At 33.2% G+C, this 20,149-nt stretch carries 17 protein-coding genes; 12 read left to right on the top strand and 5 right to left on the bottom strand.

Annotation, left to right across the window (positions count from 1 at the left end; genetic code table 11):
• Positions 1–19 precede the first annotated feature (19 nt).
• Entirely contained in the window at positions 20–967 is a 948-nt protein-coding gene (locus AC1EUU_RS06305; protein WP_480200537.1) for a PhoH family protein, read from the bottom strand.
• Between the two features lie 141 nt (positions 968–1,108).
• On the opposite strand from AC1EUU_RS06305, the gene AC1EUU_RS06310 reads away from it, so the two are divergent.
• The 7 genes from AC1EUU_RS06310 (at position 1,109) to AC1EUU_RS06340 (ending at position 6,706) form a co-directional block, all read left to right on the top strand.
• Entirely contained in the window at positions 1,109–1,939 is an 831-nt protein-coding gene (locus AC1EUU_RS06310) for an SAM hydrolase/SAM-dependent halogenase family protein (protein WP_480200538.1), read from the top strand.
• A 1-nt stretch (position 1,940) separates the two neighbouring features.
• Positions 1,941–2,237: a putative quinol monooxygenase gene (locus AC1EUU_RS06315; RefSeq protein WP_480200539.1), complete on the top strand. Its 297-nt coding sequence runs from the start codon at positions 1,941–1,943 to the stop codon at positions 2,235–2,237.
• Positions 2,238–2,240: 3 nt separating this feature from the next.
• Complete coding sequence (locus AC1EUU_RS06320; protein ID WP_480200540.1) at positions 2,241–2,873, top strand: hypothetical protein; 633 nt, start codon at positions 2,241–2,243, stop codon at positions 2,871–2,873.
• 1 nt (position 2,874) lies between these two features.
• Positions 2,875–3,588 (top strand): gliding motility-associated ABC transporter permease subunit GldF, encoded by a 714-nt coding sequence (gene gldF, locus AC1EUU_RS06325; protein ID WP_480200541.1) that lies wholly within the window; start codon positions 2,875–2,877, stop codon positions 3,586–3,588.
• A complete protein-coding gene (gene gldG / locus AC1EUU_RS06330; RefSeq protein WP_480200542.1) occupies positions 3,588–5,225 on the top strand; it encodes a gliding motility-associated ABC transporter substrate-binding protein GldG in 1,638 nt (545 codons plus the stop codon). Before gldF ends, gldG begins: the two co-directional genes overlap by 1 nt.
• Before the next feature lie 78 nt (positions 5,226–5,303).
• Positions 5,304–6,149: a DUF2911 domain-containing protein gene (locus AC1EUU_RS06335; protein ID WP_480200543.1), complete on the top strand. Its 846-nt coding sequence runs from the start codon at positions 5,304–5,306 to the stop codon at positions 6,147–6,149.
• A gap of 59 nt (positions 6,150–6,208) precedes the next feature.
• A complete protein-coding gene (locus AC1EUU_RS06340) occupies positions 6,209–6,706 on the top strand; it encodes a DUF2911 domain-containing protein (RefSeq protein ID WP_480200544.1) in 498 nt (165 codons plus the stop codon).
• Positions 6,707–6,754: 48 nt separating this feature from the next.
• On the opposite strand, the gene AC1EUU_RS06345 is transcribed toward AC1EUU_RS06340, so the two are convergent.
• From AC1EUU_RS06345 to AC1EUU_RS06355, 3 genes are all read right to left on the bottom strand, one after another.
• On the bottom strand, positions 6,755–8,746 hold the full coding sequence (locus tag AC1EUU_RS06345; RefSeq protein ID WP_480200545.1) for a DUF3352 domain-containing protein: 1,992 nt from the start codon (positions 8,744–8,746) through the stop codon (positions 6,755–6,757).
• 53 nt (positions 8,747–8,799) lie between these two features.
• Entirely contained in the window at positions 8,800–10,485 is a 1,686-nt protein-coding gene (locus AC1EUU_RS06350; protein ID WP_480200546.1) for a sodium:solute symporter family protein, read from the bottom strand.
• Between the two features lie 125 nt (positions 10,486–10,610).
• Positions 10,611–13,112, bottom strand: coding sequence for a PIG-L family deacetylase (locus AC1EUU_RS06355; RefSeq protein WP_480200547.1), 2,502 nt, complete (start codon positions 13,110–13,112; stop codon positions 10,611–10,613).
• Between the two features lie 254 nt (positions 13,113–13,366).
• On the opposite strand from AC1EUU_RS06355, the gene dnaN reads away from it, so the two are divergent.
• From dnaN to ggt, 5 genes are all read left to right on the top strand, one after another.
• Positions 13,367–14,485, top strand: a complete 1,119-nt coding sequence (dnaN, locus tag AC1EUU_RS06360; RefSeq protein ID WP_480200548.1) for a DNA polymerase III subunit beta — start codon at positions 13,367–13,369, stop codon at positions 14,483–14,485.
• 281 nt (positions 14,486–14,766) lie between these two features.
• A complete protein-coding gene (locus AC1EUU_RS06365) occupies positions 14,767–15,462 on the top strand; it encodes a hypothetical protein (protein WP_480200549.1) in 696 nt (231 codons plus the stop codon).
• A gap of 92 nt (positions 15,463–15,554) precedes the next feature.
• Positions 15,555–16,256: a hypothetical protein gene (locus tag AC1EUU_RS06370; RefSeq protein ID WP_480200550.1), complete on the top strand. Its 702-nt coding sequence runs from the start codon at positions 15,555–15,557 to the stop codon at positions 16,254–16,256.
• Positions 16,257–16,337: 81 nt separating this feature from the next.
• Entirely contained in the window at positions 16,338–16,925 is a 588-nt protein-coding gene (locus tag AC1EUU_RS06375; RefSeq protein ID WP_480200551.1) for an acyl carrier protein phosphodiesterase, read from the top strand.
• On the top strand, positions 16,922–18,625 hold the full coding sequence (gene ggt, locus AC1EUU_RS06380; RefSeq protein WP_480200552.1) for a gamma-glutamyltransferase: 1,704 nt from the start codon (positions 16,922–16,924) through the stop codon (positions 18,623–18,625). Before AC1EUU_RS06375 ends, ggt begins: the two co-directional genes overlap by 4 nt.
• Here the strand turns inward: ggt and pdxR are convergent.
• A complete protein-coding gene (gene pdxR, locus AC1EUU_RS06385) occupies positions 18,622–20,109 on the bottom strand; it encodes a MocR-like pyridoxine biosynthesis transcription factor PdxR (protein ID WP_480200553.1) in 1,488 nt (495 codons plus the stop codon). The genes ggt and pdxR overlap by 4 nt on opposite strands.
• Positions 20,110–20,149 lie beyond the last annotated feature (40 nt).

Below are 20,149 nucleotides of genomic sequence, written 5' to 3' on the forward strand. Positions count from 1 at the left end.
ATGATTCACAACTAAAAAACTAATCCGTTTCGATACCTTTATATGCAGAAATAATTTTCTTTACCAATTTATGGCGAATTACGTCTTTATCATCAAGATAGACCATCGCAACACCATTAATATCTTTTAAAGCCAATAGTGCTTCTTTCAAACCGGAAATTTGTTTACGAGGAAGATCAATTTGTCCGGGGTCTCCGGTAATCACAAACTTCGCATGTTTGCCCATCCGGGTTAAGAACATTTTCATTTGAGCATGTGTAGTATTTTGAGCTTCATCTAAAATAACAAAAGCGTTATCTAATGTACGACCTCTCATAAAAGCCAAAGGAGCGATTTGAATTACTCCAGACTCTAAATATGCCTGTAATTTTTCTGGAGCTATCATATCTCGCAAGGCATCATATAAAGGTTGCATATATGGATCTAACTTTTCTTTTAGATCTCCAGGCAAAAATCCTAGGTTTTCACCAGACTCAACAGCAGGCCTAGTTAGGATAATTCTGCGTACTTCTTTTTCCTTTAATGCCTTTACTGCTAAAGCAACAGCTGTATAAGTTTTACCAGTACCTGCAGGGCCTACAGCAAACAGTAAGTCATTTTCTACAATAGCATCAACCATTCTACGTTGATTAGCAGTCTGGGCTTTGATAAGTTTACCACTTACCCCATGTACTAAAACATCACCTGCTCTTTTTGAGCTTTTGTCATCATTTTCTGTAGTGGTCAACAAACGTTCGATACTATTTTCATCTAATTTATTATAGCGATTAAAATGTTCTACCAGCATTTTTAAACGCATTTCAAATTCATCTAAAAGCTCTTTTTCACCGTAAATTTTAATCTTACTTCCACGGGCAACTACCTTGATTTTAGGAAAGTACTTTTTTAGCTGCTCAATGTTACTGTTTTGTGTACCGAAAAAATCTTTTGGATTGATTTCGGTTAATTCAATAATTCTTTCGTTCAAATGGTTTTATTTAATGTTTATTATATGTTTAAAACTAGCTTATAATCTGCAAAATTGTAATCTATAAATCATTAGATTTGCACAATAAAGTTAAACAAAATCTAATTCAAACCACTTAACAACCTCGGAAATAATTAACAAATGCCTTTAATAACCCTAACCACAGATTTTGGCACTAAAGATCATTTTGTAGGCACAATTAAAGGCGCTATTTTCAGTGAGTTAGACAATGTTAATGTAATAGATATTTCACATGAGGTATCTCCATTTAACATCACCGAAACGGCATATATTGTTAAAAACGTTTATCAAAACTTTCCAAAAGGAAGCATTCATATTATTGGTGTAGATTCTGAATTAAGTGTGGAAAACAAACATATTGCACTAAAGCTTGATGATCATTATTTTATTTGTCCGGATAACGGTGTGATCTCAATGATCGCCTCAGAAATAAATCCCGAAAAACTTGTAGAGATCACCATACATGATGCCATTATTAGTAGTTTTAATGTATTAGACGTATTTGTTAAAGTGGCCTGTCACATCGCTAGAGGGGGAACATTAGATGTTATAGGTAAAGAAATTGCCAATTATAAACAGTTAACAGAAGTACATCCCTACATTAATGATGATAAAACCCAAATTGTTGGAAGTGTTATTTATATTGATAATTATGGAAATGTAATAAGCAACATAAGCAAAAAATTATTTAACGAAATAGGTAAAGGTCGTGACTATGAAGTAATTGCTAGAAATTATTCTTTTACAAAAATTTTCAGAAAATATAATGAGGTAGTTAATTATAACATTCCTCCAGAAAACAGGCTTGATGATGGTAAAAAGCTGGCCATTTTCAATTCGGCCAACTTTCTTGAAATAGCCATTTATAAGAGTAATTTAAAAACGGTAGGTGGAGCTTCAAGCCTTTTAGGATTGGATTATCGTGATACTATAACTGTAAGATTTAAATAGTATGTTTGTACGAATTGTAAAAATGAGCTTTCAATCAGAAAAAGTGACAAATTTTCTTACGAATTTTGATTTGGTAAAAGATAAAATCCGGGCTTTTGAAGGCTGCGAATTTTTAGAATTATACAGAGATAAAACGAATACAAACATATTTTTCACGTATAGTTACTGGAAAACCGAACAAGATTTAGAAAACTATAGAAACTCTAATCTATTCAAAGGTGTTTGGGCAACAACAAAACCTATGTTTAATGATAAACCGGAAGCTTGGAGCGTTGATAAGTTGGTGTCAATATTATAATTTATGAAAAGAATAAGTTTAATTTTTTGTTTATGTATAATCCTTTTTAAAGGATATTCACAAGAAAGTGATCATCAACAAATTGTAAATTCTTTTGAAGCTTATAAAGAAGCCATTTTAAATGACAATGGCGAAGAAGCCGTTAAATATGTAGACTCTCGAACTATAAACTATTATTCTGAGATTTTAGAAACTACCAAAAAAGCAGACTCAATAGAAGTTGTAAATTTAGGTGTATTAGATAAGTTAATGGTTTTATCTATTAGACATAGAACTAGTAAGGAAGATATTTTATCATTTGATGGTAAAGCCCTTCTCTTATACGCTATAAAAGAAGGCATGGTGGGAAAAAATAGTGTTCTTAGCAATACAATAGGTGAAACAAAAGTAAACAATGATTTTGCCAAGGCGGTATTTATTTACAATGGTCAAAAAACGCCATTTTTCTTTCACTTTTATAAGGAAGAAGGCATTTGGAAAATCGACTTAACAGCCCTTTTTAAAATGTCTCGAGCTACATTTAAAAAAATGATCAGTGATAGCGGAAAAGATGAAAACGTCTTTTTCTTAGAAATTCTTGAAATCTTAACAGGCAAAAAACCAGCTAAAGAGGTATGGCAACCAATAGTACAATGATATGTTAGCAATATTAAAAAAAGAACTTAATTCATTTTTCGCCTCACCCATAGGCTATTTGGTCATTGCCGTTTTTTTACTTGTTAACGGTCTTTTTTTATGGGTATTTAAAGGAGAGTTCAATATTTTAAATGCAGGATTTGCAGACCTCAATGCATTCTTTTATACTACTCCCTGGTTTTTTCTATTTTTGATTCCTGCCATTACCATGCGAAGTTTTTCAGACGAATTTAGATTAGGTACTATTGAAATTTTAAAAACCAAACCTTTGACCGATTGGCAGATCGTATTAGGAAAATATGCTGGAGCACTCACACTAATTATTTTAGCTTTAATTCCTACTTTAATTTATGTGTTTAGTATTGTTAAACTAGGAAATCCTACTGGAAATATAGACACTGGAAGCACAATTGGTTCGTATATAGGTCTATTATTTTTAGCCAGTGCCTATACGTCAATAGGGCTATTCACTTCAACACTATCAAATAACCAAATTGTTGCTTTTATCCTTGCAGTAATCATTTCATTTTTTATGTATTACGGATTTGAAGCTTTGGCAGACCTAAACATTCTTAATGGTATTCAAAATTTAGGAATGAAAGAACATTTTAATAGTATTTCAAGAGGTGTTATTGATACGCGTGACCTAATTTATTTCGTAAGCATTACCGTTTTCTTTTTATTTCTAACAAAATTAAAAATCGAGCAGAAGTAATGAAAAAGCAATTAAAGGCATTCCTATTATTGGCCGTTTTGGTAATACTTAATGTTGTAGTAAACAGCTTTTATAAACGTTTTGACTTAACAAGTGACAAACGCTATACGCTATCAAAAACCACCGAGAATGTTTTAGATGCTGTTAATGAAACTGCAATTGTAAAGGTATATCTTCAAGGTGATTTTCCATCTGAATTTAAGCGTTTACAAACAGAAACTAAGCAACATTTAGAAGAATTAAGAGCGCAAAACAATAATATAAAATTTCGTTTTATAGAACCTCTTGATCAAGCCGAAGATTTAATTAAACAAGGACTACAACCAAGTCGTTTGTCAGTTCAGGAAGATGGAAAAGTATCAGAAGCTGTAATCTTTCCATGGGCTACGATTGAATATAAAGACAAAAAAGAAAATGTAAACTTGCTTTCAAATCAATCTACTGACTCTCAAGAGGCGCAATTACAAGGTTCTATTCAAAATTTAGAATATGCTTTTGCCGATGCTTTTCACAAGGTTTCATCAGAAAAGAAACAAACTGTGGCTGTTTTGAAAGGGAATGGTGAACTAGATGATATTTACCTCGCTAGTTTTTTAAGAAAACTAAGTCAGTATTATCGCTTGGCTCCGTTTACACTAGATTCTGTTTCTCAAAACCCGCAAAAGACATTGCAGAAACTAACTGATTATGACCTTACCATTATTGCTAAACCAACCGAAAAATTTTCAGATCAAGAAAAGTTTACTTTAGATCAATACATTACTAATGGCGGGAAATCATTATGGCTGGTTGATAATGTAGTTGCCGAACTTGATAGCTTAATGCAAAACGGACAATCTTTAGCATTTAATAGGGATCTCGATATTACAGACTTGCTCTTTAGTTATGGTGTACGACTAAATTATGATCTCGTTAAAGACATGTACAGCTCAACCATTCGTTTGGCTGCCGGACAGGTTGGTAACAGAACACAATACCAAGATTTTTTATGGCAATATCACCCTGTAATAACTTCAAAGAATAATCACTCAATTACAACGAATATTGATCTCGTTAACCTTCGGTTTGTGAATTCTATAGATACATTACAAAATGGTGTTAAAAAAACCGTCTTACTGCAGAGTTCTGCTTTGTCTAAGTCTATCGGATCTCCAAGTATTATCTCTTTAGAAGAGGTTTCCAAAAAACCACTTCCCGAAGATTATAATGACGGGAATAAAATTTTGGGCGTATTATTAGAGGGTGAATTTAAATCAGCATATGGAAATCGTATCAAGCCATTTGAAACAACACAGTTCAAAGATCGAAGTGATTTTAATAAAATGATCGTTATTGCAGATGGAGATATCATTGCCAATCAAGTCCATCAAGGACAGCCTCTTGAACTCGGTTTGGATAAATGGACAAATCTCCGTTATGGAAACGCTACTTTTTTATTAAATGCTATTAATTATTTATTAGACGATTCTGGTTTAATCAATTTAAGATCAAAAACAATTAAGCTTCAATTTTTAGATAAACAAAAGGCATTTGCTGAGAAAAGCAAATGGCAACTTATTAATGTGGTTTTACCCTTAGTTCTTCTAGCTTTATTCGGATTTATTTTTTCTTATTTACGTAAACGTAGATATAGTTAAATAAACGTTAAAGCAATAAATCTTGGTTTCAATTTGTAGTATCTTTGAGAAACTATAATAACCTAAATTAGAAAAACCATGATTAAAAAATTCTCTTTACTTGTACTAATATTTATGACGGCGTTTACTTTGAATGCACAAGTACAAACACCTGCTCCTAGTCCATCATCTAAGCTTAAGCAAACTGTGGGATTAACGGATGTGGTTGTAGAATATTCTCGTCCTTCTATGAAAGGAAGAAAAATTTTTGGCGAACTTGTTCCTTATGATCAATTATGGAGAACTGGAGCCAACGCAAGAACGAAAGTCACTTTTAAAGATGACATCACTATTAATGGTGATACATTAAAGAAAGGTACTTATGCTATTATTACGAAGCCTAATGCTGATAAATGGAAGGTATATTTTTATAAAGACCATGAAGGATTTGGAGTTCCTCAAGAATGGAGTGATGCTAAAGTAGCACTAACGGCAATTGTACCGGTGCAAAAAATGCCAATGCCAATACAAACATTTACTATGACGTTCGATGACCTAAAGAATGACGGAGCTACATTAGGTATGTTATGGGAAGATGTATATGTAGGCGTTCCATTCAATGTTCCAACTGATGCTAAGGCCTCTGAAAGTATTACCAAAATAATGGCAGGTCCTTCTGCTCAAGATTATTATGTTTCTGCTGGTTACTACAGAAATAATGGTAAAGACCTTAACCAAGCATTAACTTGGATAAACAAGGCTGTTACCATGAATGATAAAGCCTGGTGGATGAAACGCGAAAAAGCTTTGATTTTAGCTGGATTAGGTAAGAAAAAAGAAGCCATCGCTGCCGCTAAAGAATCATTAAAAGGCGCTGAGGAAGCTGGCAATGCTAACTGGGTTAAAATGAATAAAGAATCTATTGCTGAATGGTCTTCTAAATAATTTTAGTAAGCTTTTTAGCAAAAAACGACAGATACTAAATATAATTTTAAAATCTAAAGATGAGAAAACTAAGTTTTTTACTATGTTTTGTACTTGTAACGTCGGTTGCATGTGCACAAAAAAGCCCTAGAAAAAATGCTACGGGGAATATTAATGATGTAGTTGTAACGGTAGATTACGGTTCACCTTACGTAAAAAATAGAACGATTTGGGGCAGTTTGGTGAAGTATGATGATGAATGGCGCGCTGGTGCAAATGAAAATACCACAGTTAATTTCGACAATGATGTAACAATAGATGGTAAAACACTAAAAGCTGGTAAATATGGCTTCTTTATTATTCCGAAAAAGGATGATAACTGGGTGGTTATCTTTAATAAAAAGAACGATGCCTGGGGTGCCTATTCTTATAAGCAGAGTGAAGATGCGTTAAGAGTAAATGTTAAACCTCAATTTGTTAAAGACAACCAAGAATCTTTAGAGTTTAGTGTTGGTAAAAACGCTATTAATTTTGCTTGGGAAAAAGCAAGATTAACAGTTCCTGTAAAGACAAACTAATTATATAGTTTTAGATAAAAAAGCAGCACTAGAGTGCTGCTTTTTTTATTAAAATCGTTTCTTTTTAATAAGATCACCTTCGCTATTATAATATCTCCAGGTTCCCACTTGCTTATCTTTCTTAAATCTTCCTTTTAACATTACATTCCCGTTGTTATAGTACTCAAAGTAGCGTCCATTCTTCTGACCATCTTTTAGAGCAACCTTAATGCGTACGTTTCCATTATTGTAAGTCTTTACATACGCATTAGCATTGAGATCGTCTGGAAAAATAGGACTCACTTCAAAAACATCTTTTATCAAAATGGCATTGGGCCTATTGTTATGACTACCTTTCAATCTCGGGCCATACAAATCATCAATCTTAAATTGCTCTTTACTAGCTACTATTTTAGGATCTTGGTACTCAACAACCAGCTTACTCTTAAATAGTCCATCATACGGAATTAATTGAAACCCTAATTGCGGGAAGCAAATAATAAAATCTCTGTTTTTATTTATTTGCACTTTCGTTTTGGCATCTGCTAAAGCATAAATACTTTTATATAAAGCTGGTGTATTGATGTAGGTAAAAACACTTGATTTACTTCTAAACTTTTCCTCAAAACGTAAATAATCTTCAGAAGTATTAAGTGTTTCTTTAGCCACATAACTATCGATAATATGTTTTAAAGTAGTTGGTTCGTTACTAAACACTACAAAATCTTCGATTATCGTAAAGTAGGGCTTTTCTAATTTTTCAAAGGCGTTACCAAAAAGTGCTTTAAAAAATCCCTTAATGGCCAAAAAATTGATCTCGTGTCCTTTATAATTTAATTGCTTAAATTTTACCGGTGTTCGTTTTTTAATTTGTTTTATTATAAATCCAAGATTCTTCTTTGCGCTATTTACATCATTCGCTTTAAGTAAAAGCGCAATATTGTTAGTTTGTTTTTTGGCAGTTGGTTGTACCTGTAAAAAAGCTACCTCATCATCTATCCAACTCATAAAGTGCTCTTGAATATTAATTTTCAACAAACGCTCAATTTGCTCATAATTCTCTTGATAGGTTTTATATGCCTCATGATCTTCCTTGAGCAATTGTTCAAAGTTTGAATACAATTCTGTGAAATTCTCAAAACCAAAACTCATATAAATAGCTGATCGTTTTGGAAGTACGGAAGCCGCTGATCTCTTGGAAATTCCAGATTTTTGAAGTGCTTTTAGATATGCAACATTTGACTGATTTAAGTTTGTAGATCCGTTTGCTATGATGGTGTTGTTAGATTTTAGATCTAGCGTGAATCCAGAAAATGCAAGTCTTTGACTTAAAACCTCACCCAAGGCATTTTTTTTATCTGAAAAATACCCTATGTACTCATCTATATAATTATACTGGATAAACAACCTGAACATATCTGCATACCCGGTTCTTTTCTTAATTTCAATAAAATCTAATTCTCTTCCTATGTGAGGCTCTTTGTGTTGATCGATACTAGCTTCGACCAATGTATGCACGTAAGAGGCAATTAGCTGATTTTGGATAAAAGAAATATGTAATGTTTCTTTTGTTCTCTTATCATAAAGCTCAATGATCTCGTGCTCTTTGTATGTTCTTTTACTTAAAACATAATCATCATCTAAAAGTGTATCAAAGTAGGACTTTAAGAGTTTTAACTTTGCGATTTTTTTAAGATCAACTACATAAAAAATACCGTATTCCTTAGGTCGGTACATGTGAATAGAAAATACCAGTGAACGTGCCCCAAAAAGTTCAAATAGTCTTTTCTTCTTATGGAAAATGGTATCTACTTTTTGAATATTTGATGTTAGTTCAGAGAAGTAATTGTTGTTTTGTAAATGCCTCCATACTTCACTTTCTCTAATCTTATCCCAGTTCTCAACCGGTTCTTGGGTCTCAACTAAAAAAACTGCATCTTTAGGTATTAAATAAACAGGCCTTAGATTAGAACTAGGACTCAAATAAAGCATATAGAAGAAATAGCCTATAAAACCAACAACCAGCATTAAAAAAGTATAAAAAATTCTTCTTCTAGTCATTTAGAACTATTGTTTTTTATACAACTCTATTTAAGTAAAAAAAGTATATAATATCAAGAAACAATTTCAGGGTTCTTATTAGGCTTTGTTGTTTGAATAAGTATTGCTAGTATCATTACAAGTCCGCACCCAAATAAGTTAAGCCATAAATAGGGCATCCAATCAAAATACCAACCTACAATTACAATTATTTGTGTAATTAAAGCAGCAACAAAAACGGCATTACTATGTACAAATTTTATAAAGAATGCTAATAGAAATATCCCTAAAACATTTCCGTAAAAGATAGAACCAATAATGTTTACTAATTGGATTAGGTTATCAAATAAATTAGCAACGCATGCCACTATAATTGCCAGCACACCCCATAAAAGTGTAAACCATTTTGAAGCGGTGACATAATGTTTATCTGTTTTTTCTTCTGAAACATTTCGTTTATACAGATCGATTGCCGTCGTTGAAGCTAAAGCATTTAATTCTGAAGCTGTAGAAGACATTGCAGCAGATAGAATCACTGCTAAGAGCAAACCTATTAAACCTCTTGGTAAATTATTAAGAATGAAATGAATAAACACATAATCTTTATCATTAGTTTCAACAGACTCATCGGCCTTTTTTATAAGTTCTTTAGCCTCGGCTCTTAAACTTTTGTCTTGTGCTTGTAATTCAACGATTCGCTGTTTTTCTAAAGTATTAACCTCATTTTGACCAAATTCTAATTGTAGTACTTTTTTTTCTTCTTCTATCTTATGTAATTTATCTTCAAGATTACCATATTCTTTAGCATATGCTGAGCTCTCAACAGCTTGTTTTGCTTCAGGATTAAAATTAAGTGGTGTAGTATTGAATTGATAAAATACAAAAACCATTACACCTACCAATAGAATGAAAAATTGCATAGGGACTTTTAACAGACCATTAAAGATGAGCCCCAATTGCATCTCTTTAATAGATTTACCCGATAAATAACGCTGTACTTGGCTTTGATCGGTACCAAAATAAGACAGTGCTAAAAAACTACCACCAATAATTCCACTCCAAAAAGTATAACGATTCTCAAAATTAAAAGAAAAGTCCAATATGTTCATTTTCCCGCTGGTACCCGCGATATCCAAAGCTTTCTTAAAGGTAATTCCTTCAGGAAGTTTACTTAGAATAATAAAAAAAGCAATAAACATTCCGGTAAAGATTACCGCCATTTGCTGCTTTTGAGTTACACTTACAGCCCTTGTACCTCCAGATACCGTATAGATAATTACCAATACACCTATGATAATATTTAGTGTTATCAGGTCCCAACCTAAAACTGCCGAAAGTATAATCGCTGGTGCAAAAATGGTAATTCCAGCAGCTAATCCTCGTTGAATTAAAAACAAAATAGCTGTTAAAGTTCTTGTTTTTAGATCAAAACGTGATTCTAAATATTGATATGCAGTGAATACTTTTAGGCGATGATAAATAGGTATAAAAACAACACAAATAACCACCATAGCAATTGGCAAACCAAAATAGAATTGTACAAAGCCCATCCCATCATGAAACGCTTGCCCAGGAGTAGATAAAAATGTAATTGCACTTGCCTGAGTAGCCATAACAGACAAACCGATTGTCCACCATTTCGCTTGATTACCTCCTTTTATAAAATCTTCTACATTTTTACTACCACGTGTTTTCCATGAACCATAGAGCACTATAAATAATAGGGTACATATTAAAATAATCCAATCTAAGGTTTGCATTTGGTTGAATAGTTTAAGAAAAGAATTTCATTAAAAAGAAAAACAGAATAATATAAATAGCGTTGGCCGCCAAAACTAAAGTATAGGTTCTATCCCATTGATATTTTTTAGGCTCTTCCATAATTTTAATTTTTAATAGGTTGCTCTACATTATTCTTTCCTACAGATAATAGATTAGCGAATAATCTGTAAGCTCCGGGTACACCCGCCGGCAATTCTCTAAAAAAGCTCAGTCCGGTATAGATAAAATGTCCTTTTCCATATTTAGCAACCAATAAACTTCCCTGTTTTGCGGTTTCGCCTTTGTCACTCATAGCTAATAAAGGAGTAAATTCTGCACTCCATTCATCTGGAAAATACAAACCACGTTCTTGCACCCATCCTTCAAAATCATTCGAAGTAATTTTATTAGGGTAACTCATAACTTCATGATCTGGATTCAAGATGATAACCTCAGAGTTTTCATCGGTTACACGGTCACGAGAAAGTTTTAAATTATAAGGAGCTACTTGATCAACTTTGGTTCTAAAACTTGTATTGTATTGCACCATTAATGTGCCTCCATTTTCTACATAGCTATGCAAAGCTTCTTGATAATACTTAGACCGTTCTTTTACATTGTATGCCCTGATACCTAAAATAACTGCATCAAAATTTTGTAAATTATCTGTTGAAATTTGGTCATCATTCAACTCAATCACCGTATAACCAATTTGACGTAAGCTTTCAGGTATTTGATCTCCTGCCCCTTGTATATATGCTATTCTCTGCCCTTTTTTAGCAATGTCTAAACGCACTATTTTAGACTCCGAAGGCAATAGTACTGATTGTTTGGGTATGTGCTCATAAGCTATCTCAACAAGTTCTTTATCAAACTTTTCGCCATCAATTGTAATTACCGGATGTAATTTACCCTCACTTTGAGCAGAAGGCGGTGTTACTTTAAACACTAGGCTTGCCTCTCCTCCTTTTTGAGAAATCTTAACTGGACTACTTGCAGGAGATACGCTCCATCCTTTTGGATGATTTAGTGTAACCAAAGCCGTAATATTTGCAGCATTAGCTTTTACTTTCACAGTTACATCCTTTGGACTTGCATCAGCAAAAATGATTACCTTTTCGGTAATACTTGAGGTCACTTTTGGTACTATTTGAAATGGTTCATATAGCTCACCTTTATCTGGCTTCGAATAACGTCGTATGATTGGTCTATAAAAATTTATAGGCAAACCATCTATCTCTAAAGAGAATTTCATCTGTAAAGGTTGTGTTTCTGGTGTACCAATTATTGCAGAGTTATTAACTGTATACATCCCTAAACTTCCCTTTTCTATCAACCAATAAGGAGCGGTTATCCCTTTGTTAGGATCAACGTTGATTGTTTCTTTTGAAGTATATTTCTTATTATTATTCAATTCTTGGTTTATAGCAAAAGAATTACCATTATAGCTTGCTGAGATCAGTTTAACTGCTACGCCACTTCTGTTTAAGGCTTCAATATTTAACTCAGCACTTCCATTGGGGTTTGCATAATTGTCAGTAGCTGAAGCTTCTAGATACAGCCCCATTGTTGCAGTAATAATTTGCGCTATCTGATTTAACTTTATCTCTCTCCAATGAGTGTCTTCTAATTTAGCAATTAGTTTATAAGCCTCTAAAAGTTTCGGTACATGAACTGATGGGTTTTTAAAATCGAAATTTTTCTCAACATTATACAAAATGGTTCCAATCGCTTCACCTCCCTTTACTCTATTCCATGATGTATCAATTCCTTCAAAAGCATTATTGTTATCTGCCGGTAAATCTCCTTTTAGCAATTCTATATACTCTTCTTCAGTTCCGCGGGTGGTTAACCTCCCAAATCCTTGACATAGATGCTGGCTACTTGCTAGCGCTGCAACTTCATTATTAGACAGGCCCTTAAATGGATAATACACACCTGTATCAAATTTTAGCATTTTGCTTTTATCAGCTTCAGCAAATTTTTCTCGACTACCATAAAACCACCAATGTGTATTAAAAAATAGGCGCCTAGGTTGCCAAACGTCTCCAAAATGTGTATTAAAATTTTTGTCATTTGCTAAATCAAAGGCTTCAAGACTTAACATAGCTGAAGACGTATGATGCCCGTGTGTTCTACCAGCGCTTTTATGATCAAATCTGTTTACAATAATGTCTGGTTTAAACTTTCTAATAACAGATACTACATCTTTTAAAACCTCATCTTTATTCCAAATGGTTAATGTCTCATCTGGATGTTTAGAATACCCAAAATCATTTGCTCTTGTAAAAAACTGTTCTCCACCATCAACGCCACGAGCAGCTAATAATTCTTGTGTACGGATCACGCCTAGAAGTTCACGAAGCTCTGGGCCAATTAAGTTTTGCCCTCCATCACCACGAGTTAACGACAAATAAGCTGTTCTAGCCTTTACGTGATTTGAGAAGTAGGATATTAAACGTGTATTTTCATCATCAGGATGCGCCGCAACGTATAAAACAGAGCCTAAAAAGTTTAACTTTTGTATAGACTCATAAATCTCTGAAGAATTTTGTTTTAAAGGTTTTTGAGCGAAAGTAACAGTAAGAAAAAAACAACAAGTAAATAGAGTGTAATACTTTTTCATTTGTTCTTTTATATGGTTTTGTAGTTATATAGAGTCAAGTATAAATGGCTTTTCACGCTAGAAATTCATTGATAGAATTTAAGCTTTTACAGCCTTAGGTTTGAAACAAAGCTAAACATAAAAATCAGCAATATTAATTAATTGTGAAAACCTTAACATTTTGTTATTAACTTGTTGAATTGTCTCTTAAATATGCTTTGCAACTTCGGGTAAATAAAATATATTTGTAGTCCGTTTTTAAAATTTTAACCTCAATGAAATTTATAGTTTCTAGTACGCAATTACTAAAACAGCTTCAGGTTTTAGGTGGAGTAATCAACAGTAATAATACCTTACCTATTTTAGATAATTTTTTATTTGATCTTAGTAATAACCAGTTAAAGATTTCTGCTTCAGACCTTGAGACAACTATGAGTACTACCATAGATGTAGAAGCTGATGAATCGGGTTCTATTGCTGTTCCTGCAAGACTGCTATTAGATACTTTAAAAACTTTCCCTGAACAGCCATTAACTTTTGTTGTTGAAGACAACAACACCATTGAAATCAGCTCTGATAGCGGTAAATATGCGCTTGCTTATGCTGATGGAGCCGAGTTTCCTAAAGCAGTAGAGCTGGAATCACCGAGCTCGACTACTATTGCGGGTGATATCCTGTCTACAGCAATCAATAAAACTATTTTTGCTTCGGGTAATGATGACCTACGTCCGGTAATGAGTGGTGTCTTTTTTCAGTTTTCACCTGAAAATTTGACTTTCGTAGCTACAGATGCACATAAATTAGTGAAATATGTGCGTACAGATGTTACTGCATCTGAAGTAGCAGAATTTATTATGCCCAAGAAACCATTGACCTTGCTTAAGAATATCTTATCAGGAAATAATGATGAAGTAAAAATTGAATATAATGAGTCTAACGCCAAGTTTACGTTTGACAATAGTATATTGATCTGTAGATTAATTGATGGTAAGTATCCTAATTACGAGGCAGTAATTCCTAAAGAAAATCCTAATAAATTGACTTTAGATAGAGGTACTTTCTTAAACTCTGTACGCCGTGTTTCTATTTTTTCTAGTAAGACCACACATCAAATACGATTAAAGATGGCAGGTACATCTTTGAATATCTCTGCTGAAGACCTCGATTTTTCGAACAAGGCTGATGAGCGTTTACAATGCAATTATGAGGGCGATGATATGCAAATTGGCTTTAATTCTAAATTTCTTTTAGAAATGTTAGGGAATTTAGGCTCTAATGAGGTTTTGTTGGAAATGTCTTTACCTAATAGAGCTGGTATTTTAACGCCGATTGACGGTTTAGATGAAGGAGAAAATATTACGATGTTAGTAATGCCTGTAATGTTAAATAATTAAAAATCAGTTATTTACACATTTACAGCTCGCTATTTTCATTTATTTAGAAAAAACTACCATTTGTTAGTATAATGATGCAATTTGCATATTTTCAAAAAATTAGAGCGATTTTTTTGTACATTGCAGTCAATAAGCTATGAACACCCCTTATAAGCATTTAAACCAGGTGCCTTAGTTTAGTTAAACATTCTATCGATATGAGGTAGGATTTTTATTGTTTCAGTTGTTATTTAGGTAACAATTGTACATCTATTAAAACGATGTCTAACTAAATATTATCTATGGTAAAAAAATTACTCTTCACCCTTACATTGTTGGTTATTTCTTTTAGTTCTGTTGGTCAAACCGATTATTCAAAGGTTACCTTTAGTAGTACTATCTATAAATATAAAAAAGAAAAACCCAGAACATCTGAATTGGGTATCGATAAAGAATTAGTATCGAGCATAATCGATTTGCTCGGAGATTCGCTATATAACAAAAAACAAAAAAAAGAGATTATTAATAAAGCTTGGTTATCTTTTGTTAACCCAGAAACTTTTGATTTTGTTTATAAAGATTTTGCTGTTAAAACCAATAAAAATTGGAGTAAAGTCAATTCAAAAGGAGAAATGGTTCTTGAACCTAATCCTTATTTGACTGAATGGACTATTAATGACAATGAGTTTCCATACTTTCAATTGGCATTGAACAAAATTTTAGATCATTATGGCTTGTTAGCCTATGGTGATGATGCACTGGCCGTGAAAACATCTTTCAATAAATTATTATTGACAAAAGATATAAAGTTCACTCCGCCAAAAGATGATGATTGGGCGTATTCTTATTTAGGTAACGCAAATGCTGAATTAGCTAAAAAAGGACTTGTTGCTCTTGTAACCAAAGGTTACTACGATATTATTGTTTGTAAAATTGATCAAAAAGATAAGATTACTAATTTGTTCAATAAGCTTAAATGGGAGCTTATTGCACCATAAATTTTAGAGGCTATACTTAAACAGTAAAAAAAACGTTCTATCAACTGAATGATAGTACATCTATAGCTGAATAATACTAAAAACACAAAAAAATGAAAAAGTTATTATTACTTTTTGCCCTTTCATTTTTTTCAAGTCTTCTTCTTTATGGTCAAGAACAACCGGACTATACGCAGATAAAATTCAAGAAAAAAATAAAAGAGTATAAAAAAAGCACTCCTAAAATTGATGGCTTAAATATTGATAAAAAATTAATATCAGATATTGTAGCCCTACTAGGCACGTCATTTTATACTGAAGTAGAGCGTAATGAAATGGTAGAAAGAATTTGGCTATCATTTACAAATCCTAAGAAGTTTGACATGGTTTATAAAGATTTTGCTATTAGAACCTTGCCAAATTGGAATAAGAAAAACTTTAAGGGTGAGATTGTTCTTGAGCCAAATCCCTATTTAAGTGATTGGACGACCTCAGAAGATGAGCTTGAATACTTTAAAAGCGCCATGCATCGCATACTAATGTACCATGGTTTAATGGGATATGGAGAAGATGCGAAAGACACAAAAAAATCGCTTCAAAAGATAAAATACATTACCAAATATAAATTTCCTAATCCTACAAGTAGAGATTATACCAATTCGTACTTAGATAAAATGGCCTACGCGGTAGATAAAAAAGGCTTATCGGTATTAATAACCAGTGGAAATTATGAGTTTCTAATTTGTGAGAAAGATAAAAAAGAAGCTCTGGTAAACCTATTCAATAAAATGAACTGGGAATTTGTAAAACCATAGAAACATAGACTATATCCAATCAAATTAAAAACAACTTTATCCTTACCGATAAAGTTGTTTTTTTATTATTATTTTCACAAGATGAATTTCTTAGCTCATATCTATTTATCTGGTGATGATAAATTAGTCACTATTGGCAATTTTATAGCCGACGGTATAAGAGGTAAACAATACAAAAAGTATCCTCCAAAAATACAAACCGGTATTTTACTTCATCGAGCCATAGATACCTACACCGATGAACACCTAACAGTTCGTAAAAGTACCAAGCGTTTACATCAAAACTACAGCCATTATTCAGGAATTATAGTTGACATCCTTTATGATCATTTTTTAGCAAAAAATTGGAAGAGCTACTGCGATGTTCCTTTGGCCAAATATGTAGATAATTTTTATGACTCTCTAGAAGATCATTTCGAAATACTTCCGGTTAGAATACAAAAAATGATGCCTTATATGATAGCCGACAATTGGCTATTAAGTTATGCTTCGATAGATGGTATTGCTAAAGTCTTAGAAGGTATGAACCGAAGAACACAGAATAAATCAAAAATGAATAATGCTGTTAACGAGCTCAATATATTTTATAGTGAATTTGAAGAAGAATTCACTTCATTTTTTAATGAATTAATTGACTTTTCTAACCAAAAACTATTAGAGTTATCATGAAAAAAATCTTACTTCTTTTAAGCATCATGTTTCTTATTACATCATGTAAAAAAACACCCGAACTAGAAGTTCAAATAATTAAGAAAAGGGGAGAAATAGTTGATAAAGCGATGGTTGTTTCGGCAAGAGCTGAGGCATCAAAAATTGGAATCGATGTTTTAAAAAAAGGAGGAAATGCATTTGATGCTATGGCCGCAACCGAATTAGCACTCGCCGTTGCCTATCCTTACGCAGGTAATATTGGTGGTGGTGGTTTTATGATTTACAGAAAGAACGATGGTGAAATTGGGGCCGTCGACTATCGCGAAAAAGCACCACTAGCAGCTACAAAAGATATGTACCTAGATAAAGAAGGTAATGTAATTAAAGGTAAAAGTACTTTAGGTGCTATGGCAGTTGGTGTACCTGGTAGTGTAGCCGGAGTTTTTGCTGTTCATGAGAAATTTGGAACACTCCCAATTGAAGATATAATTCAGCCTGTAATTGATCTTGCCAAAAGAGGTATTATTGTCACCAAAAAGCAAGAAGATCGTATAAAAAAATATCAGAAATATTTCCCAGAAGCCAATAAAGATTCTATTCCCTTTGATTACCATTGGCAAGCAAATGACACTATAAAATATCCGGCCCTAGCCCAGACCCTAACTAGAATACTTAAAAATGGCCGAGATGAGTTTTATAAAGGGGAAACCGCTAAAATACTAGCCAAATTTATTCAAGAGAATGGCGGAATAATAACGGAGGAAGATCTTGCTAAATATGAGGTGCGTTGGCGTACTCCCATTACTTTTAAATATGACGATTTAAAAATAATCTCAATGTCTCCACCTTCAAGTGGTGGTATCTGTCTTGCCCAAATAATGAAAATGATTGAACCTTATGATGTCTCTCAATTTGGTCATAACTCAGCTAAAACTATACAAGTGGTAACCGAAGCGGAAAGAAGAGCGTACGCTGACAGAAGCTATTTCTTAGGCGATCCAGATTTTGTTACAATACCACAAGACACCTTAATTAGCACATCTTATTTAACCGGACGTATGAATGATTTTAGCTTTGACAAGGCCACATTATCGTCTGATGTTTCTCATGGAAATGTTCAAGTTATTGAAAGCGATGAAACCACGCACTACTCTATCATTGATCAATTTGGTAATGCTATTTCTGCTACTACAACTTTAAACGGAGCATATGGTTCTAAATTATATTCTAATGAATTAGGGTTCTTTTTCAATAATGAAATGGATGATTTTAGTGCCAAGCCTGGTGTACCTAATATGTTTGGGTTAATCGGAGCTGAAGCGAATAGTATTGTTCCTCAAAAACGTATGTTAAGTTCTATGACACCAACCATTGTTGAAAAAGATGGTAAATTATTAATGTCTGTTGGTACTCCTGGAGGGTCAACCATTATCACTTCTGTGTTACAAACCATTTTAAATGTGCATGAATTTGATATGAGCATGCAGGAAGCAGTAAATGCCCCTCGCTTTCACCATCAGTGGTTACCTGATGAAATTAGAATGGAACCAAAATCTTTTGATAAAAGCCTGATAAAGCAACTAGAAGCATTAGGCTATAAGATTAATGAAGAGGATTCTCCAGTGATTGGTAAGGTGGATGGCATTCTTGTTCTAGAAAATGGAAAACTAGAAGGTGGTGCTGATAGACGCGGTGACGATACAGCAATAGGGTTCTAACGTTGTTCTAATTTCAATAAGTAAAGCGTACTTTTTAACTTAGTAATTAGGCTTTTGATTTCTTCATCATTATAAGTAGCAAAGCCTATTCTAATTGAGTTATGCTTAGAATTAATCATGTCATAACGCTTCCAATTTCCAATATCTAGATTAAACTTAGCCGCAGTTTGAGCTACATCTGCCCATGAATATTTTTTGTTAAGCTGTACCCAAACGGCCATACCTCCTTTTGGAATTTCAAAGGAAAAGAATTCACTTAGTTCATTCTTTAGAAGTCCACAAAATAAATTTCTTCTGGCTTCATATATTTTTAGAACCTTCCTAATATGTCTATCGAGGGCACCAGTTTCTATAAATTCTGCAAATGTTAATTCTAGTAGAGCATCGCCTTGCCTATCAACAATTCTACGTAACCGAGCCGCTTCGTCAACAAAATCTTTTGGCGCAATTAAATAGCCAATTCTAAATACCGGAGCAACTGTTTTACATACAGAACCTATATAAACTATGTTACCATTTAAATCATGACTAGCCAATGGTAAGATAGGTGCATGATTGTAATTGAAATCATAGTCGTAATCGTCTTCAATAATGGCAAATTGATATTGCTTCGCCAGATTTAATAAATGAATTCGTCTTTCGGCCGAAAGTGTTACCGTGGTTGGATGATGATGGTGTGAAGTAACATATACCGCATTTATCTTCTGTTTTTTGCATATTTTTTCTATCTCTTCGGTTACCAATCCATTTTCGTCAACCGACACACGTAATAAATTGGCCTTTTGATGGCTAAAAGTAAGATCAGCCGTGAGGTAATTCGTCTCTCCTACAATAATAATGTCTTTTTCCCTTAATAGTAATTGAGCTGCCAAGAAAATTCCCATTTGGCTCCCTCTGGTGATAAGAATTTGATCTTGATTAATTTTTAGTCCGCGCGTTTTATTAAGGTAATTGGTCAAAACTTTGCGTAATTTATCATTACCGTAAGTAGATCCATAAGACAAGTATTGAAAACTATTCTTTCTTGCAGAAATGCGCCTATATGTTCTGGCCAGTTCATTTACCGGAGTTAGGCGTTCATCTGAAACTCCATCGTTAATTCGGGTTAATTTTTTACCTGTAGAAAATGGTAGGTCATCTAAAATTCTATCATCGTAAAAGGAAAAACCTACGCTACATTTGCGTTTAGCATTATCAGTAGTCATAAAATTTCGCTGATGAAATTCCGGAAGGTTTTTATTTACAAAGGTTCCTTTTTTTGGGATGCTTTCAACCCATCCTTGTAATAATAATTCATCATAACATGCAACTATAGTCTTTCTATGTAGGCTTAGTAATTCAGCTAGTGTTCTACTTCCTGGTAATTTAGTTTCTGGCGGAAGGCTTCGCTCTTTAATAAGATTAATAAATTGATTAGACAATTGAAGATAAATTGCCTGATCACTTTTTCTATTAATTGTTATGCTTGTCTTATAAGGAAACATCTGGACTACTTATTAAATTAATTCTGGATGAAAATAACAG

This window comes from Maritimimonas sp. 2205BS37-2 (assembly GCF_056591755.1).

Bases quoted from the DNA above. Each gene is read 5' to 3' on its own strand.
- AC1EUU_RS06310 (WP_480200538.1), top strand. From the start codon at position 1,109: ATGCCTTTAATAACCCTAACCACAGATTTTGGCACTAAAGATCATTTT.
- AC1EUU_RS06315 (WP_480200539.1), top strand. From the start codon at position 1,941: ATGTTTGTACGAATTGTAAAAATGAGCTTTCAATCAGAAAAAGTGACA.
- AC1EUU_RS06320 (WP_480200540.1), top strand. From the start codon at position 2,241: ATGAAAAGAATAAGTTTAATTTTTTGTTTATGTATAATCCTTTTTAAA.
- gldF (WP_480200541.1), top strand. From the start codon at position 2,875: ATGTTAGCAATATTAAAAAAAGAACTTAATTCATTTTTCGCCTCACCC.
- gldG (WP_480200542.1), top strand. From the start codon at position 3,588: ATGAAAAAGCAATTAAAGGCATTCCTATTATTGGCCGTTTTGGTAATA.
- AC1EUU_RS06335 (WP_480200543.1), top strand. From the start codon at position 5,304: ATGATTAAAAAATTCTCTTTACTTGTACTAATATTTATGACGGCGTTT.
- AC1EUU_RS06340 (WP_480200544.1), top strand. From the start codon at position 6,209: ATGAGAAAACTAAGTTTTTTACTATGTTTTGTACTTGTAACGTCGGTT.
- AC1EUU_RS06345 (WP_480200545.1), bottom strand. From the start codon at position 8,746: ATGACTAGAAGAAGAATTTTTTATACTTTTTTAATGCTGGTTGTTGGT.
- AC1EUU_RS06350 (WP_480200546.1), bottom strand. From the start codon at position 10,485: ATGCAAACCTTAGATTGGATTATTTTAATATGTACCCTATTATTTATA.
- AC1EUU_RS06355 (WP_480200547.1), bottom strand. From the start codon at position 13,112: ATGAAAAAGTATTACACTCTATTTACTTGTTGTTTTTTTCTTACTGTT.
- dnaN (WP_480200548.1), top strand. From the start codon at position 13,367: ATGAAATTTATAGTTTCTAGTACGCAATTACTAAAACAGCTTCAGGTT.
- AC1EUU_RS06365 (WP_480200549.1), top strand. From the start codon at position 14,767: ATGGTAAAAAAATTACTCTTCACCCTTACATTGTTGGTTATTTCTTTT.
- AC1EUU_RS06370 (WP_480200550.1), top strand. From the start codon at position 15,555: ATGAAAAAGTTATTATTACTTTTTGCCCTTTCATTTTTTTCAAGTCTT.
- AC1EUU_RS06375 (WP_480200551.1), top strand. From the start codon at position 16,338: ATGAATTTCTTAGCTCATATCTATTTATCTGGTGATGATAAATTAGTC.
- ggt (WP_480200552.1), top strand. From the start codon at position 16,922: ATGAAAAAAATCTTACTTCTTTTAAGCATCATGTTTCTTATTACATCA.
- pdxR (WP_480200553.1), bottom strand. From the start codon at position 20,109: ATGTTTCCTTATAAGACAAGCATAACAATTAATAGAAAAAGTGATCAG.